Below are 18214 nucleotides of genomic sequence, written 5' to 3'. Positions count from 1 at the left end.
CTTTTTATTTATCTAATTATTGTTATCATTATTATCATCATTATTATTATTGTTGTTGTTCTGGTTTTGATCATTGTTATCACTCGATGAAGATGATGATGACGAACTTTGATCATCAGTATTCTTACTATCATCGTCTTTTGTTACATCGACATGGCTACTAGTTTTATCCGAAGAAGATGAGGAACCGTTCTTAGAATCACTATTAGAATAGTCATTTCTTGTTGATGTTGAAGAAGAATGTGTAGAAGAATAACTACCACTGCTACTGGAATCATAGCTAGATGTATCACCACTATTAGCAGGTTGATTATAAAGATTATTATGTCCCTGAACATAATATTCAGTTTTACCATTTTTCTCGACAGACCCAACGTCAGATGGTTGAGTCCAATCAGGATTACCCTTATCTTGCATTGCATAGGACATCACGGCTTTATACATCTGTTGAACAATTGTACTTTGCTGTTCAGTGACGTAGTGACCAGTTTGGAATGGGTGGTCATACCCGCTCCATAATGATAAGACGTAGTCAGGAGTATATCCAGTGAACCAAGAATCCATGGATGACATGTCTGGAACCTGGCTTAAAAAGTTACTTGGATATTGAGTAGTACCAGTTTTACCAGCCTCATTTAATCCATCAATCTTGGCTGCTGTTCCAGAACCATCACTATCAGTTAAGACACCCTTTAGCATGTCGGTAATCATGAATGCAGTTGCAGGCGACATTGCTCTATGCCCTGTTGAATGGAAATGTTTGACATTTCCGTTCGCTTCAACGATTTTATTAATAATGTAAGGCTTATGATAAATTCCACCATTAGCAAACGCAGCATAAGCACCAGCTTCTTGAACGGTTGAAATATAACCACCAATTCCGTTTTGTAAACTAAGGGGCTTACTGAATTTCATTCCTAATTTACCCAAGAATTTAGTGGCTTGATTAACACCAACTTCTTGTAAAGTTCTGATGGCAGGAATATTTCTAGATTCGACAAGTGCTTTTCTCATGGTCATATTACCCTCATACTTATCATCAAAGTCCATTAACTTGATGTTGGTTCCGGGATAAGTGAATGGAGTATCTTGAACAGTTTGATAAGTAGGGAAGTTCAAATATTGAATTGCAGGACCATAATCCATTAATGGTTTCATAGTTGAACCACTAGAACGATTGGTTTGAACAGCACGATTCAAACCAAATGAAATCTTACTCTTTCGACTACCAATCATTGCAACAATTTTTCCATTTTTGGCATTAAGCATTGTTCCACCAACTTGGAATTGTTTGTTAGGAAAAGCAGGATTATGATTAGCAGAATTGTAAAGCTTCTTTTGAACTTTCATGTTCAAGTTCGTATAAACCTTGATTCCAGAACGAGAACCATATCCCTTTGACTTAAGTTCTTGAATGGTTTCTTTTAGATAGGAATCAATGTATTTTTCCTTTACAGAATTGAAGTTACCATTTTTATGGAATTTTGCTAATCCACTCTTAATACTGGTTTTTTTAGCCTTGTTTGCTGTTGCTTGAGTAATCTTATGATTTTCAACCATTGATTGGAGAACTTGATTACGTCGTTCTAAAGCATATTTAGGGTATTGATATGGGTTATATAGAGTAGGAGATTGTGGTAAACCAGCAAGTAGAGCATATTCTTGCAAGTTTAACTTACCTAATGATTTATGGAAATAAAATTCTGAAGCAGTCTTCATTCCATAAACGTTATTTCCCATATAAACTTTGTTAATATAAAATTCTAGAATTTTATTTTTACTGTATTTACGGTCAACCTTGATAGCTAGCCAAGCTTCTTGAGCTTTTCGTTTAAAGGTTCGATCAGAAGCAGCAGTAGAAAAAACAGATAGTTTAACTAATTGTTGAGTTAGTGTACTTCCACCTTGTAATCCTAGTGAAGAACCAGTTAAGTTACCAAATGCGGCACTTACGATTCGACTAGGATCAATTCCATGTTCTTGATAAAAATGACGATCTTCAATTGAAGTAACGGCATTTTTTAAACCGTCAGGAATTTTATCTTCTTTTACATAATCACGGTTTTGAGCTCCTAAACGAGAAATGATTTTACCGTTAGCATCATATATCTTAGTGGAATTATCACTACTAAGGGCTTGTTCAGTTATCTTAGGAGCACTGGAAGCATAATAAAAGAATAATCCGGTACCGAATACGATCATTAGAACAAAAAAGGCAATCATCCAAAGAAGAACTCTTTTGAAGATTCTCCAACGAGGATGACGTGGTTTCTTAAAATTTTTACGGGTGGTTCTAGATTCACGTGAATTTGAATTATTTGACATTCGTGTTTCTCCTTTATGAATCAATTAATTTATCTACTTGGGTAAGATACGGAATTATGGGTTGAATTGCGTAATTAATATTATAACCACGTTCAATAATGATATTCTTGGGGATCGATTTACGACCACCAAGATTCATTTTGTCCCAAAACTCAAATAAATCAGAGGCTTTAAAAATAAATAGGGAATTATCAGGAACAAATTTAATCAATGCAAAACAAATACCACCTTGACGGACACATTTACGCATGTGTTCTACTTGATGTTTATGGAAATTGTTCAATGGAAAAGCAGTTTTGTTTTGAGTCTCTTTAGCGTCAAAATCAATATACCTTCCCTTATAAACACCATTATAATCAGTAGTAGAAGCATGCGTAAAATATGCTTCTTTGATAATAGCAGCACTTCGTTTTGGATAATCAACCTTCACAATTTGAATTGGTGTCGGCTTTTTATGAATTACTGCAATATCACGACTTAAATAGTATTGATTACTTTGATTGATTTCATTTTCCAGACTCATTCCACGATCGCCAAATCGAATTGGCGATCGATTCTTTTTTATTTTATAAGCATGATTGAAACGATTATCTTGATGTTGACCACCAGGATAATTAATTTTCATATAATCACCTTAATAATGAGAATAAAAATGTGTTAAAATCAACTCATTTAATTATAACATAGTTTGGAGACGAAAAAATTTGAAGCGGTTATGGATTACTGGTTATCGAAGTTATGAATTAGGAATTTTTAAAGATGATGATCCAAAATTAAAAGTAATTAAAGCTCTTTTAAAAGAAGAAATGAAAAGAAAAATTGAAGATGGATATGAATGGTTCATAACCGGAGCACAAATGGGGATTGAACAATGGAGTGTTCAAGTTGCAAATGAATTAAAAAAAGAGTATCCAAATGAATTTAAAGTAGCAGTTATGTTACCATTTACTGAAATGGAAAAAAGATGGAACGAAACCAACCAAATGAGATACAACCAAACAATTCGGTTGGCAGATTACTCGGCACCAGTTTCAAATCATCCCTATGAAAGCCCTCAACAATTAAGAAATTATCAAGAATTTATGTTAGAGCATACAGAACAGGCCTTTTTGATATATGATATTGATAATCAAGGAAAAACAAAATATGATTATCAAGCAATTAATACCTACATGCAAAATAATGATTATGATTATCAGATTGTTAATTTTGATGATTTACAAGAATTTGCAATTGAGTACCAAGAAAATCATAGAAATGATTTGCAAAGTTAATAATGTTTGATATAATTATTCTTGTTTAAAGATTCGTGAGGTGTAAACGGATGGAAGAGAAAATTCATTTTACTCCGAAACAGATTCTCGAAAAAGCATTTCGTCAAAAAATGCGAGGATATGATCCGGATGAAGTTGATGTTTTTTTAGATAAAGTAATTAAAGATTATGGAACGTTTAGTCGTGAAATTCAAAGATTACAAGATGAAAATAATCGACTTCGTAATCGTGTTGATGAATTAAATCGTCAATTAGAAATGAGTCAAGTTAGTTCCAATGATGATACTCGTTCTAATGATAGTTTTGATACCCAACGTTCAAGTAATCATGTTAGTGCTAATAACATTGACATTCTCAAACGTTTATCGAACCTAGAACGTCGTGTTTTTGGTTCCCAAATGGGTAATAATGATAACGATTCACATCGATTCTAAATTAGTCGATAAATAAAAGGTATAGGTTTTGAGTAATTGCGGCCGGCTATTGTCGGCTGAGGAAAGTCCACTCTCGCACAAGCTGAGATGCTTGTAGTGTTCGTGCTCAGTGAAAAAATAAGCTGGGGAGCTATCTTCGATAGTTACGGCGAAGAAAATGACTAAGGTTTCGGCTATGTCAAAGTACTTCTGAAAGTGCCACAGTGACGATACAATAGTGGAAATGCTATTGGTGGAACGCGGTAAACCCCTCGAGCGGGAAACCCAAACTACGGTAGGGGAGCTTCACGTACGGTAAATGAACTAAGCGTGGGGGAGAGATTTTATCTCTCAGATAGATGATTACTACTCATTTAATGTGACCTGACATTTTAAATGAGCACAAAACATGGCTTATAGGAGCCTATACCTTCAGGAAGGACGAGAGATTTTCTCTCGTCCTTTTTTAATAATTTAATTTATGCTTATATTTAAGGAGAAACTATGAAAACATTTAATCTATTAGCTACTGCTGCTGCAGGAATTGAAGGAATTGTTGGTAAAGAGTTACGTGACTTGGGATATCAGACTAAAGTGGAAAATGGTCGAGTTCGGTTTAGTGGCACGATTGAAGATGTCATTAAAACAAATTTATGGTTAAGAACGGCTGATCGGATAAAAATAATTGTTGGTGAATTTAATGCAACAAGTTTTGAAGAACTGTTCGAAAAAACAAAAGCACTTCCATGGGATGAATTATTACCAATGGATGCTAAGTTTCCAATGGAAGGTCGTTCACATAATTCTCAATTGCACAGTGTTCCAGATGTTCAAGCAATTGCTAAAAAAGCGATTGTTAATAAATTAAATGATTTCTATCATCGAAGAACTTTTTTCCCAGAAAATGGCGCGTTATTTCCATTAGAAGTCAGTATTTTAAAAGATCACGTTATGTTAACGCTGGATACAACTGGAGATAGCTTATTTAAACGTGGTTATCGTAAGGCAAAGGGAGTGGCACCATTAAAAGAGAATATGGCAGCCGCATTGGTTTTATTAACGAACTGGAAACCTGATATGCCATTTTGTGATCCAATGTGTGGGTCAGGGACCTTACCAATTGAAGCAGCTTTGATTGCTAGAAATATAGCTCCAGGATTTAATCGGGACTTTATTTGTGAAAAGTGGAATTGGGTTGATGATGAAGTTGCTCAACAAGTTCGAGATGAGGCCGATAATCAAGCTGACTATGATACACCAATTCAGATTTTTGCTTCAGATATCGATCCAGAAATGGTTGCAGCAACAACTCAAAATGCAACCGAAGCTGGATTACAATACGATATTACAATTAAACAAGCTGACGTTAAAGATTTTCACACGGATTTAAAGAATGGAGTTATTGTTTCAAATCCCCCTTATGGAGAACGAATGAGTGATGAAAATGAAGTGAAGCATCTATATCACGTTATGGGAGAAAGATTTAAACCTTTGAAAACTTGGTCCAAGTATATCTTGACCAGTGATCTTGAGTTTGAAAAAGACTTTGGAGCTAAGGCAACTAAAAAAAGAAAACTATATAATGGTTCGTTAAGAACAGATTATTTTCAATATTGGGGTCATCCCGTTTGGAATCATTAGGAGAGTAAATGATGAAAAAAATTGCAATCATTGGAAGTGGAATTGTTGGTTCAACAATTGCTTATTATTTGAGTAAGCAGAATGATTTTCAAATTGATATTTTTGATGATGGAACTGGGCAGGCCACTAAAGCAGCAGCTGGGATTATTTCACCATGGATATCAAAACGACGCAATAAGCGTTGGTATCATTTGGCTAAAGATGGAGCTGAATTGATTCCCCAATTGGCTAAAGAGATGGATGCTACTAGCGATATGTATAAACAAAATGGAACGATTGTTACTAGAGCTGATCCTGATGATTTGGAAGCTCTTTATCAATTAGCATTGGAAAGAAAAGAAAATGCACATGCAATGGGGAAGATTTCAAAGCTCACTAGTGAACAGGTACTAGCTAAACTACCGATGCTGAAAAAAACACTGCCAGGTGTCTTTCTAAGTGGTGGTGGCCAAATGAATGGTGAGGCATTTATTAAACAACTATTAAAACAATCTCAAAATCAAAATGTTCATTTTCGAAATGAAAAAGTTTTTTTGGATGAATCAGGAAAAATAAATACTTCAACTGGAAAAGAATCATTTGATAAAATTATTATTTCTGCAGGGGCATGGTTAGGGAAAATTTTAGAACCGTTGGGAATAACAGCCGATGTCCGACCTCAAAAAGGGCAGTTGATCGAAGTTAGAACTAAAGATATATTTAACTCTGAAATGCCTGTATTAATGCCAGAAGGTGAACGTGATTTTATCCCATTGGATCATAATCACTTTATTATGGGAGCTACACATGAAAATGATAAGGGATTTGATTTAACAAAGTCGCCTGTCGTTGAAGAAGATTTATTAGCAAGTGCTCAAAGAATTTTGGGCCCATTATCTATGAAAGACGTTGATAATATTAGAGTGGGAACAAGAGCATACACTAGTGATTTTGGACCCTTTTTTGGAGAAGTTCCGCAGAAAAATAAAATTTTAGTTGCCAGTGGGCTTGGCTCGTCTGGATTAACAACGGGTCCCATGATTGGGAAATTACTAGCAAGTTACCTTATTGACGGAACTCATAATAATTGGGATACTTACACAAAAACAATTGAGACTTACTTATCTTGATGTAATGCTTGTTGAGCTAATTCATGAGCACCAGAGTTTTGCCGATCAGAGATTAAATTATGGAATACTAAGTTAAAATTAGATTCTAAGATGATAATTTTATCAACCCAATTCTGATAGTGTTTTGCATAATGTTTTTCTAAACTGTCATAAACGATTTTACTATCGGTGTATTGACTTATAATTTCATTTGCGGGATGTGGCAAGATTTCAATGAGCTTTTTTAATGCCAAATAATAAGTATTGAATTCAGCATTATGATTATCACTTGCTGGTAGGGATACTTTTATTTGTTCTTGATGATTATTTGTGACAATTAAAATTCCACCAGCACTTTTATTATCGTGATATAAAACAGCGGCATCAGTATATACTTTTATCAATATTATTCCTCCTTATTCTTTATATAGAAAGGGTTTCTTAGATGAATACAAAAAGAACGTTCCTGTATCAACCTGATATATTAACAGCAATCATTTGTTGGAGTTGGACTTTAACAACTTTATTATTAGGACTCGTGTTTTGGTTAGAGGTAACTCATTTTCAATGGATTACCATCTTTTTCTTCATTTTAGCAGGTTTTTTAATTGTAATTGAAGTATTATTTCGAAAAATTGTTTTAGATGATGGTGAATTAAAGATTGAAAAGGTTATGAATCCAAATTGGAAGCACTTTACCTTAGATAGTGTTCATGCCAAAATAATTTCTAAACATCATTTGCAAATTCAAAAAGATGAACATGTCTATAATTTTATCCTATCGGTTAATTCAGTGATTGAATTAAATGATATAATAAACTCATATCATAAATAAAAAGGGGATTATTTACTCATGAAGTCTGATGTCCAAATTTCGCAAGAAAGTCAAATTTTACCAATTACTGAAATTGCCAAAAAGTTACATTTTACTGCTAAACAATTAATTCCTTATGGTTACAATAAGGCTAAGTTACAAATCCCAATTAAGAATCAAGATACAAAGGGAAAATTAGTTTTAGTTACTTCGATTAATCCAACTGCTGCAGGAGAGGGAAAAACTACTCTTGCTATTGGGTTAGCTGATGCCCTTCAATCATTAGACTATAGAGCTGCCTTGGCACTTCGTGAACCATCTTTAGGACCTGTTATGGGACTAAAGGGTGGTGCTACTGGTGGAGGTTATTCCCAAGTAGTTCCAATGGAAGATATTAATCTTCATTTTACAGGTGATATGGCCGCATTGACTGAAGCTCATGATACGTTATCAGCATTGATTGATGCCCATATTCATCATGGTAATCAGTTAAACATTGATCCTCGACAAATCACTTGGAAACGGGTTTTGGACATAAATGATCGAGAACTTAGACATACTGTAATTGGTTTAGGTGGCCGGACTTCAGGAGTACCCCGTGAAGATGGATTTGACATTACAGTCGCAAGTGAATTAATGGCGGTCTTATGCTTAAGCCATGATTTAATGGATTTAAAGCAACGGGTAAGTAAAATTCTAATTGCATATACATTCGATCGTCAACCAGTTACGGTTGGTGATTTAGGAGCTCAAGGGGCGATTGCGCTTCTATTAAAAGACGCAATCAAGCCTAATTTAGTTCAAACGCTTGAACATACTCCTGCATTTATTCATGGAGGGCCATTTGCTAATATTGCTCATGGTTGTAATAGTATTTTGGCTACAAAAGCAGGGTTAAAATCTGCTGATTATACTGTTACAGAAGCTGGATTTGGGGCAGATTTAGGTGCGGAAAAATTCCTAGACATTGTCGTTCCTAAGTTGAAAAAGGCTCCTGATGCAATTGTCGTCGTTGCAACGATTAGAGCTTTGAAACTTAATGGTGGGGCAGATAAGAATGATCTATCAACATCTAATGTCGATGCTTTAAAGAATGGCATTGGTAATTTAGGTCGGCACGTTAAGAACATGCTTCAATATGGTAAACCAGTATTAGTAACCATTAATCATTTTGCTAGTGATAGTGAAGAAGAGATGGCTTATTTAGAAAAGTACATTCAAGATAACTTTGGCATTACTGTTACAGTAAGTGATGGTTGGGCTAAGGGAAGTAAAGGCGTTCAAGACCTTGCTAAACAAGTTGTAACTGCTTGTGATCAGGAGACAGAATTTAAACCATTGTACGATGATAGTGATGATTTGGTAGACAAAATGAATGCAGTTGTAACCAAAATTTATCGTGGTGACGGTGTTGAATTAAGCTCAAAGGCAAAAAAACAATTAGCCCAATTAAAGAAACACGGCTGGGATAAATTACCTATTTGTATGGCTAAAACACAATACTCGTTTACTGATGATGCGAAGAAGTTGGGCGCACCAACTAACTTTAAGATTCATGTACGAGAATTACAACCAAGATTAGGTGCGGGCTTTATTGTCGCATTAACTGGAAATGTTTTAACGATGCCTGGACTACCTTCCCATCCAGCAGCATTAGAAATGGACATTGATGCAAACGGAACAATTAAAGGTTTATTCTAGGAGTGACAAAATGCGTTTTCGATGGACAGCAACATTGTTAGTATTATTGGTCGTTATTGATCAAATTATTAAGGGACTTGTTTCGATAAAAATCCCGCTCCAAACTTCAATTCCATTGATCCCTCATATCTTATCAATTGCTAATATTCATAACGATGGAGCAGCTTGGAGTATTTTAGCAAACCAACAAATGTTTTTTAAAATATTAACAGCAATTGTAATTGTTGTGTTATTCTACTATTTGTTCAAATTCCGTAAATCAAGTGGTAAAACATTTACAATTATCCTATTGTTAGCGGGGGCAATTGGTAATTTAATCGATCGACTCATGCAGGGATATGTTGTTGATATGTTTCAATTAGATTTTATTAGTTTCCCCATTTTTAATTTTGCTGATGCATGTTTAACAATTGGGGTGTTATGCTTATTTATCGTGATATTAAGAGAAAAATAATTGATTTTGAAGGTGTAAAATGACAGATTATCATTATAAGATTCATGGCCAAGAAGGACGAATTGATAAAATTGCTGGTGAATTGAATAAGGATTTAAGTCGTTCTAGAGCTAAAAAATTAATTGAAGACGGTAATATTTTGATTAATGGTAAAGCTATTAAACCAAAAACAGAAGTTAGTGAAAATGACGTAATTACAATTCAGATTCCGGCACCAAAACATCTAAACTTAACTCCGGAGAATATCCCATTAGATATCGTTTATGAAGATAATGATGTGATTGTGGTTAATAAACCCCAAGGGATGGTCGTTCATCCTGCGCCAGGGCATCCAGATCATACATTAGTAAATGCTTTGTTGTACCATACGCCGTTATCTAATATCAATGGGACTTTTAGACCAGGAATTGTTCATCGAATTGATAAAGATACATCTGGATTGTTGATGATTGCTAAGAACAATAATGCTCATAAATCACTATCAGAGCAATTAAAAAATAAAACTAATTTGCGTGAATATATTGCTTTAGTGCATGGGGTTATTAAACAAAATCAAGGAACCATTGATGCTCCAATTGGTCGTTCTCCAAAGGATCGAAAAAAGCAAGCAATCGTTGCTGATGGTCGGCATGCAGTGACTCATTATCGGGTTTTAGAACGTTTTAAAAATTATACTCTTGTAGCTTGCCGATTGGAGACAGGACGAACTCATCAAATTAGGGTTCATATGAAATCAATCAATCATCCCTTAGCTGGAGATCCATTATATGGTCCTAAAAAAACGATTAAAGGTCATGGTCAATTTTTACATGCGAAAATGTTAGGATTCAGACATCCAGTAACGGGAAAATTAATGGAATTTAGTTGTCCCTTACCACCAATATTTGAAGAAACACTAGCCAAATTGAGAAAGATGAAGTAGAGGAGTTTAAAAATGGATAAATTGGTTTTAGACAAGATGGCAATGCAACGTGCCTTAACAAGAATTACTTATGAAATTATTGAAAAAAATAAGGGAATTAAAGATTTAGTTGTAATTGGTATCAAAACGCGTGGGGTTTATCTGGCTCAAAGAATTGCAAAACGTTTAGAACAATTAGAAGGTTCGGATGTGCCTGTAATTTCTTTGGATATCACAAAGTATCGTGATGATAAAAAAGAAAATTCAGCAGAAGCAGTTTCGGATTCACCAATTTCCGTTGAGGGAAAGAATGTTATTTTAGTTGATGATGTTTTATACACCGGTCGAACGATTAAAGCAGCACTAACTGCTATTTCAGAATTAGGCCGTCCAAATAATATCCGTTTGGCAGTCTTAGTTGATCGGGGTCACAGAGAGTTACCAATTCGAGCTGATTTTGTGGGTAAAAACATCCCTAGTGCTAGAAATGAAAAAATTAAGGTATCCGTAAATGAATTGGATAAGCGAGATGCAGTGGAAATAATCAATGATTAATTGAGAATGACTTAAGGAGAACGAGCTATGATTCGATATTTAATTTTAGAAGATGGCTCTTCATATCAGGGAAAGAGTTTTGGCTCATTAGCAACAACGACGGGGCAAATCATCATTAATTCCAATATGATGGGGTATCAAGAAACGATTACCAATTCTATTTATCATAATCAAATCATTGTCTTTACGACAGTTTCAATTGGAAACGTTGGGATTCGTCGAAAGGGTTATGAATCGATTACACCTAGTAGTAAGGGGGTTATCGTGAAGGAATTTGCGAATACCTCTATTAATCGTGTCAAAAAATTAAATTTAGATCGTTTTTTAAAACAACATAATATTCCAGGAATTTACGGCCTGGATACCCGTGAACTAGCTCATCATATTTATAAACATGGGACAATGAAAGCAAGTATCGTTGACGTGGATGATGAACATGCTTTTGATCAACTTCATGCAACGGTTTTAACTAATCAACAGGTATCACAGGTTGCAACTCCTAAAGCTTATCCTAATCCAGGAGACGGGAATAACATCATTGTCATTGATTTTGGGTTAAAACACGGTATTTTACGTCAATTAGCGGCCAGAAATTGTAATGTTGTTGTAGTTCCATGGCAAACGAAACCACAGGATATTTTAAATTTAGACCCTGATGGTATCATTTTATCAACAGGACCTGGAGATCCACATGATTTACCAGAAAGTGTTTTGGATATGATTAGAGAGTTACAAGCCAAGGTACCCATGTTCGCAATTGGGTTGGGACACGAATTATTTGCTATGGCCAATGGTGTTAAAATAATTCCACTTGAGGTTGAACATCATGGTAGCAATCATCCTGTTCGTCATATCATTACTAATAATGTGGAATTTGTTTCACAAGCTCAGGGATTTGCTGCAGATGTTAAAACGATTGATAGAGAAAAATTATTGGTTACCGATGTTGACTTGATCAATCATTCGGTTCAAGGTTTGCGTCATCGTGATTATCCTGTCTTTTCTGTGCAATTTTCACCTGATGGAGCGCCTGGTCCCACTAACAGTGTTGATTTATATGATGAATTTTTAGAAATGATTAACTCGTTTGGAGCGTGGTAAAATGAGTGAACAAATAATCAAAACGGTTCTGATCATTGGTGGTGGTCCTTCTAATATTGGTCGAGAGACTGAATTAGATTCTGCTGTGTACAATACGGTCATTCATTTAAAAAAATTAGGTGTGACGTCATTATTATTAGATAATAATGCCTATTCTTTATCATCAACTGAAATTCGGGCTAAAAATGTTTTTTATCGAACGATTAGTTCCCAAAATATTATTGATATTATTAAAAGCCGTCATCCAGATGCTATTTTACCTGTATTTGGTGGTTTTAGAGCAGCTCATATTTGTCAACGGTTATTAAATGATGGGATATTGGATAAGTATCATGTTTCAGTAATTGGAATTTCTCATGAAGCATTACAAATCATTGGGAATCCATTACGAATCCATCAATTAATGCATGATATTAATGAACCGTTGGTACCATCTCAAATTATTCATTCAACTGATGAAGCTTTTCCAGTTATTCGTGAAATGGGATTACCAGTAATCGTTAAGGCGGTTCTTCCTCAAGAAAAACGGAGTCATAAAGAATGTAAAGACATGGATACGCTCGAACAAATGTTGAATACGCAGATGGTAAACTCAAAAGTTGATCGATGTGTGATTGAAAAAAGTATCGTTGGAGATAAAGAACTTAGTTTAACAGCAATACGTGATAATCAAGGAACTAAGATTATTATTAATGGGATTGAAGATATCGATGCAGTCGGAATTCATTCTGGTGACTCGATTGCAATCTCACCAATTCAAACGATTAGTGATTATCAATATCAACAATTAAGGAATGCAACTTTTAAAATAATTGAAGGCTTGAACTTAAAAGGTTTTTGTGAGGTTAGCTTTGCTGTTGATCCTGTCAGTGAAGAGTATTTTATAACTAAAATTACGCCATATTACACAAGAGGGATGTCGTTAGCAGAATTAACTTCAGGATATCCATTAATGGAAGTCTTTAGTAATTTATTGGTTAAGAACTCTATTGATGAGATTAAAATTTCAGATAATTATCATCCGCTAACACCCTTAATGGAGCCAACTATCGATCGAACAATGGTAAGAATGCCAATTTGGCCATTTCAAGATATTAAAGGCCTTAGTCCGCGTTTGAGACAAAACATGAAATCAGTTGGTTCTGCGATTGGAATTGGACGAACGGTTGAAGAGGCCCTTTTAAAAGCCTTAAGGAGTTCTCAGTTTAGCCCTCGAGATGTCTTGCCAAATAAACATGAATTGACTGATGATCAATTGATTAATCAGTTGATTCATCCCCAAGCCAACAGAATTCAAGTTTTAGTTGAAGCATTACGTCGCGATTATCAAATCACAGACTTAACTGAATTGACCAAAATTGATTCCTTCTATTTAACGAAATTTCAACATTTATTATTAGCAGAGGATTTGGTCTTGGAAAATCCCAAGAGTCCAGAAACGGTTGCTGCTGCCCATCGGAATGGTTTTGGAGATGGAATGTTAGCGACAACATGGCAATTACCAATTAGTACAATTGAAAAATTTGCTCAAAAGGCTGATAGTTTGCCAACTTTTAAGATGTTAGATCCCTCTGCAGGGGAAATTATTTATAATTTAAATTCATTTTATAGTAGTTATGAAACAGAAAATGAAGCTGAACCGTTATCTGATAACACCGTTTTGGTAATTGGCCGAGGTGGCAATCATCTTGGCCCTAATACAGCGGCTGATTACTATACTTCAGAGTTATTATTGCAGATGAAAAAATTAGGTTTTAAAACGATAATTATTAATCATAATCCTAATTCAGCAACTTTAACAAATACCGTAAGTGATCGTCGATACATCGAACCGATTCAATTAGGGAATATTTTAGATATTATCAGAATTGAGCATCCAAAGTATGTTATTGTTCCAGGGAATCGCCACTATTTAGTTCGCGAAATTAAAAAAAGTGTCACCTGTCCGGTTTTTGTTTTACCTCCAGATCAAGAGACGAACGTTAAACTTCCTGATAAAGCAGATTATACTTTAAACTTCTTTGTTACTAACGATGAAGCGCTGTTCATTGATACAGTAAAAATCAATGGTTATGAACATCGTCTGAAGTTCTCGAAGGGGTTAAGCACTGATTGCGATATTCCACAATCTAAATTGAAACAATTGATCGAACAAGCTAAACCAATGATTAAAAATTATGATTGGCGTGGCTTGGTTCAAGTGATTGTTTCTTATGATAATGATGATTATCAATTAAATGGAATTAGACCCGTTAGAATTATTGAAACAATTTTTCTTAATAAAACAACTAATATTAATTGGTTAAGTGAACTCGTTAAGTTATATACTGGACAATTAGATCTAGATAATTTAAAGAAATTACTTAATAATATGAAACCACAAGAAGCAGATTTAATTGCTACTTACCCATATCGAAAACTAGGTTTAAAGGACTATCATCCAAATCCAGATTATGAAGTCGGAGGACGGCTAACGTATCGAAATAAATAAAAAGATATCGATCACATATATTGATGATCGATATCTTTTTTAGTGGATGAAACTTGTCATGACACCGCCAATTAAGACTAAGAGAACGCCAAGAACAGTATTAAGCAGTTCTCGTTTTGTCTTATGTTCCCTTAGGATGACTAGTCCGCCAAATGTGGAAACAGCAACACACATTTGAGAAAGAGTAAATCCGGTTGAAACACCATTTAAAGTAATTGAAATTAGATATCCAGTTGTTCCAGTTCCGGAATTAAGCCCAGTAAGAATATTTTTAAATGTTGCCTTCTTTAGGAAAGGTTTTTGATCACGATAATCTTTGATTATTAATGAGAAAACAATTGCAGCAAATAGCATTCCCATTGATTGGGGAGGGAATGTTGACCAACCACTAGCATTGGAAATTTTGGGAAGAACAGAACAGGCAGTGTACCCAATTCCTGAACCAGCAATTAATTCAATTAAACTCTTGGTAAATTGCTTTTTATCAACACCACTATTTTCTGGATTATCAGTCCTAGTTGTAAGATATACCCCGATTGCAACTAAAATAACAGCAGTGAAACCAATTCCCTTTGCAATTCCTGAAGCCCAGCTACCAAAGAATAAAACCCCAAGAATATTTACTCCAACAAGTTGTAAACCAGTCGTAATTGGTGTAGTCGTTGCTACACCTAATTTTTTAAAGGCATTATATTGAGTAAGTTGACCTAAAGACCAACCCATTCCACCTATGAAACACCATATGAATGTTTCAGCAGTTACTTCTGGTCGCTTAATTATCCAAATTAAAATCCCAACAATAATAGCTCCATATGTAGTTCCCAATAATTGTTGAATTGGCTTACCACCCATAAAATGAACCCATAATGGGGTAATTCCCCATAACATAGCTGGAACTAATCCAATTATTATATTCAAAATAATCCCTCCGATATTTGTGTAATATTTTTTATTATACACTTTTTAAAAACAAAAAATAAGCTGCTCAAAAAGAGCAGCTTATTCTTATGTTGAATCTAGAAGAATTAAACTTATGTTGATTCACAATTATTTTATTATATTTATTTCATATTTTAAAAGAATTTCATCACAATTTTATGGATTTAAAAATAATTTTAAACTTTAGTGGAGAAGTTAAATAACATTGCTATAACGGCTTTTATATGATTACTTTTTATTTAAAAGCAATTAATGAAATAAAATGAATAATTTTAAAATAAGAATATTAGCTAATGGACACTAACCGTTATTACGGTTAATAAACCATCTGATTATTCAGTAAAGATTTAGTTTGATTAAATATTACGATATCTATATTATAAAAATTGATTTAAAAATTGAATAAGGTTTACCTTTGTCTAAAGAGGCCGAACATCGCTAGAAAAACAAAAATAATAGCAATCCAAAAGACAAATTTTAAAGCAACAATAATTAGAGCAAATAATAATAACCACCATAACCAGCTGGTCAAAAATTTCCAAGTGAGCCATAAACCAAAGAACATTAATAATGCTAGAATGAACATTTAATTAGCCTCCATGTAACAACCAAATTATTGATAAAGTTTTTCAAATTGATTTAAACGATTTTCAAAAGTCTTAAATGCTGATTCAAGATAATCAACTTTTGTCATGTCGACACCAGCTTTTTTCATTACTTCAGTTGGATAGTCAGAGCTACCAGCTTTTAAGAAATTAATATACTTATCTAACTGATGGTCATCATTTTTAATGATCCCCTTTGAAAGTGTTGTTGCAGCAGCAAAACCAGTTGCATATTGGTAAACATAATAATTAAGATAAAAATGAGGGATGCGAGTCCACTCGAAAGCTATCTCATTGTCAGGAATAACATTTGGACCATAATACTTTTGATTTAATTGATAGTAAAAATCACTAATTGATTGTGCAGTTAATGGATTTCCGTTTTGATCCTGTTCGTGAATAAATTCTTCAAATTCAGCAAACTGGGTTTGGCGAAAAACGGTTCCTTTAAAACCGTCTAGATAATGATTTAAAACATACTTTTGAGTCTCTAAGTCATCGTTATGTTTTAATAGGTAATCGGTCAAAAGATTCTCATTTGTTGTTGAAGCAATTTCTGCAATAAAGATTGGATAATCACCATAGTGATAATCTTGGAAGTGACGAGTGTAGTAACTATGCATACTATGGCCACTTTCGTGAACAAGAGTGAATAAATCGTCTAATCCATCTTGCCAATTTAAAAGAATAAATGGGTTGGTATCATACATTCCGCCAGAATATGCTCCACTAGTTTTACCTTTATTTTCCACAACATCGATCCAACGATGACTAAATTCCTCTTTTAAATGACTAGTATAATCATTTCCCATAATTTGGAGTGCATTTAGAGCTTCTTTTTTGGCTTCCTTAAAATTATATTTTAAAGGTGGCTTTTTGACTAATGGGGTATACATATCATACATATGAAATTCATCTAGTCCTAAAATTTGTTTTTTAAGTTTCATATAACGATGAAGGAGTGGAGTGTATTTATGGACAACCTTAATCAAGTTGTCATACACAACAGTAGGGACTTCGTTTTCCTCCATTGCGGCTTGACGAGCACTTTCGTAATGGCGGACCTTAGCATTTAAATTATGAGCTTTAACTTCCCCCGATAAGGTAGTTGCGAATGTATGACGAAATTGTTTATATACTTTAAATAACTGTTGAAAGGCTGTTTTTCGAACGGCTCGCTTTTGGGATTTAATTAAAGTCCCATACAGTCCTTCGGAAAGTTGAACATCATTATCATCCTCATCTTTAATAACAGGAAATTCCAAATCAGAATTTGAAAGGGTGTCATAAGTTCTTGAAGAGGCTCCGCTAACATCACTAAACTGAGCTAATAATGACTCTTTATCAGGGCTAAGGATATGTGGTTTTTCTTTTTGAAGAGCATCAAATGAATGTTGGTATTTTCGTAAAGCAGGTTCGGCTTTAATCATTGCGCTTATTTGATCAACAGGAATTTGCAGGAATTCATATGTGAACCATGAAGATGCAGTAGCTGCCTTTGAAGCAAATTGTTCAACCTTAGCACTCATAGCTTGATAAGTGTCATTACTAGTATCTTGGTCACGTTTTAAATTAGCATAAACAAATAGTTTTTCAATTTCACGATCAAAATTATCTAGTTGTTCAATTGTTTTCAACAATTGGGAACCACTTTCATTTAAATGGTCCTTTAAATCTTTAATACCTTTTAACTGGTTTTGAACATTTTTAAAGGCATCATTAAAAGCTTCGTCGCTTGGAAAAATAGTGGTTAAATCCCACGTTAATTCAGTTGGAACGTCTTTTCTTAGTGGTCTTTGTTTTATCTCGTTCATAATAAAATCCTTTCTTAATTTATTTATATCTATTGTATTATACATTTTTCTTAAAGAAAATGGATAAAATTCTTGCCAACGGGAACATATGTTCGTAT

The 18214-nt window shown here is 34.2% G+C and carries 17 protein-coding genes and 1 other RNA gene; 12 read left to right on the top strand and 6 right to left on the bottom strand.

What is annotated here, in order from left to right; translation table 11 throughout:
• Window positions 1-12 precede the first annotated feature (12 nt).
• Both AC3B6G_RS00395 and recU read right to left on the bottom strand, forming a co-directional pair.
• A complete protein-coding gene (locus AC3B6G_RS00395; RefSeq protein ID WP_489848484.1) occupies window positions 13-2325 on the bottom strand; it encodes a PBP1A family penicillin-binding protein in 2313 nt (770 codons plus the stop codon).
• A gap of 13 nt (window positions 2326-2338) precedes the next feature.
• Complete coding sequence (recU, locus tag AC3B6G_RS00390; RefSeq protein ID WP_489848483.1) at window positions 2339-2950, bottom strand: Holliday junction resolvase RecU; 612 nt, start codon at window positions 2948-2950, stop codon at window positions 2339-2341.
• A gap of 79 nt (window positions 2951-3029) precedes the next feature.
• Between recU and AC3B6G_RS00385 the strand changes: the two genes are divergently transcribed.
• The 5 genes from AC3B6G_RS00385 to AC3B6G_RS00365 all read left to right on the top strand — a co-directional run bounded on the left by AC3B6G_RS00385 (window position 3030) and on the right by AC3B6G_RS00365 (window position 6762).
• On the top strand, window positions 3030-3599 hold the full coding sequence (locus AC3B6G_RS00385) for an SLOG family protein (RefSeq protein ID WP_489848482.1): 570 nt from the start codon (window positions 3030-3032) through the stop codon (window positions 3597-3599).
• Window positions 3600-3649: 50 nt separating this feature from the next.
• Entirely contained in the window at window positions 3650-4033 is a 384-nt protein-coding gene (gene gpsB / locus AC3B6G_RS00380) for a cell division regulator GpsB (protein ID WP_489848481.1), read from the top strand.
• A 24-nt stretch (window positions 4034-4057) separates the two neighbouring features.
• Window positions 4058-4434: RNase P RNA component class B (gene rnpB / locus AC3B6G_RS00375), an RNA gene on the top strand.
• Between the two features lie 82 nt (window positions 4435-4516).
• The gene (locus AC3B6G_RS00370; RefSeq protein WP_489848480.1) at window positions 4517-5653 is read left to right on the top strand and encodes a THUMP domain-containing class I SAM-dependent RNA methyltransferase; all 1137 of its coding nucleotides are present in this window, start codon (window positions 4517-4519) and stop codon (window positions 5651-5653) included.
• Window positions 5654-5664: 11 nt separating this feature from the next.
• The gene (locus AC3B6G_RS00365) at window positions 5665-6762 is read left to right on the top strand and encodes an NAD(P)/FAD-dependent oxidoreductase (protein ID WP_489848479.1); all 1098 of its coding nucleotides are present in this window, start codon (window positions 5665-5667) and stop codon (window positions 6760-6762) included.
• On the opposite strand, the gene AC3B6G_RS00360 is transcribed toward AC3B6G_RS00365, so the two are convergent.
• The gene (locus AC3B6G_RS00360; RefSeq protein WP_489848478.1) at window positions 6750-7145 is read right to left on the bottom strand and encodes an RNase H family protein; all 396 of its coding nucleotides are present in this window, start codon (window positions 7143-7145) and stop codon (window positions 6750-6752) included. The two genes, AC3B6G_RS00365 and AC3B6G_RS00360, sit on opposite strands and share 13 nt — an antisense overlap.
• A gap of 41 nt (window positions 7146-7186) precedes the next feature.
• Between AC3B6G_RS00360 and AC3B6G_RS00355 the strand changes: the two genes are divergently transcribed.
• The 7 genes from AC3B6G_RS00355 to AC3B6G_RS00325 are packed head-to-tail and all read left to right on the top strand — an operon-like array spanning window position 7187 to window position 14758.
• Window positions 7187-7576 carry an EbsA family protein gene (locus tag AC3B6G_RS00355; protein ID WP_489848477.1) on the top strand — a complete coding sequence of 130 codons (390 nt, stop codon included), beginning with the start codon at window positions 7187-7189 and terminating at the stop codon, window positions 7574-7576.
• A gap of 18 nt (window positions 7577-7594) precedes the next feature.
• Window positions 7595-9256, top strand: a complete 1662-nt coding sequence (locus AC3B6G_RS00350; protein ID WP_489848476.1) for a formate--tetrahydrofolate ligase — start codon at window positions 7595-7597, stop codon at window positions 9254-9256.
• Window positions 9257-9266: 10 nt separating this feature from the next.
• On the top strand, window positions 9267-9710 hold the full coding sequence (lspA, locus tag AC3B6G_RS00345) for a signal peptidase II (protein ID WP_489848475.1): 444 nt from the start codon (window positions 9267-9269) through the stop codon (window positions 9708-9710).
• A 19-nt stretch (window positions 9711-9729) separates the two neighbouring features.
• The gene (locus AC3B6G_RS00340; protein WP_489848474.1) at window positions 9730-10632 is read left to right on the top strand and encodes an RluA family pseudouridine synthase; all 903 of its coding nucleotides are present in this window, start codon (window positions 9730-9732) and stop codon (window positions 10630-10632) included.
• A gap of 12 nt (window positions 10633-10644) precedes the next feature.
• On the top strand, window positions 10645-11166 hold the full coding sequence (pyrR, locus tag AC3B6G_RS00335) for a bifunctional pyr operon transcriptional regulator/uracil phosphoribosyltransferase PyrR (protein WP_489848473.1): 522 nt from the start codon (window positions 10645-10647) through the stop codon (window positions 11164-11166).
• A gap of 27 nt (window positions 11167-11193) precedes the next feature.
• The gene (locus AC3B6G_RS00330) at window positions 11194-12267 is read left to right on the top strand and encodes a carbamoyl phosphate synthase small subunit (RefSeq protein ID WP_489848472.1); all 1074 of its coding nucleotides are present in this window, start codon (window positions 11194-11196) and stop codon (window positions 12265-12267) included.
• Window position 12268: 1 nt separating this feature from the next.
• Entirely contained in the window at window positions 12269-14758 is a 2490-nt protein-coding gene (locus AC3B6G_RS00325) for a carbamoyl phosphate synthase preATP-grasp domain-containing protein (protein ID WP_489848471.1), read from the top strand.
• 39 nt (window positions 14759-14797) lie between these two features.
• On the opposite strand, the gene AC3B6G_RS00320 is transcribed toward AC3B6G_RS00325, so the two are convergent.
• From AC3B6G_RS00320 to pepF, 3 genes are all read right to left on the bottom strand, one after another.
• A complete protein-coding gene (locus AC3B6G_RS00320; protein WP_489848470.1) occupies window positions 14798-15676 on the bottom strand; it encodes a GRP family sugar transporter in 879 nt (292 codons plus the stop codon).
• Between the two features lie 430 nt (window positions 15677-16106).
• Window positions 16107-16283 (bottom strand): hypothetical protein, encoded by a 177-nt coding sequence (locus tag AC3B6G_RS00315; RefSeq protein ID WP_489848469.1) that lies wholly within the window; start codon window positions 16281-16283, stop codon window positions 16107-16109.
• 27 nt (window positions 16284-16310) lie between these two features.
• Window positions 16311-18116, bottom strand: a complete 1806-nt coding sequence (gene pepF, locus AC3B6G_RS00310) for an oligoendopeptidase F (protein WP_489848468.1) — start codon at window positions 18114-18116, stop codon at window positions 16311-16313.
• Window positions 18117-18214 lie beyond the last annotated feature (98 nt).

This window comes from Nicoliella sp. ESL1149 (assembly GCF_058107265.1).
This window is presented reverse-complemented; position numbering and strand designations above follow the sequence as displayed.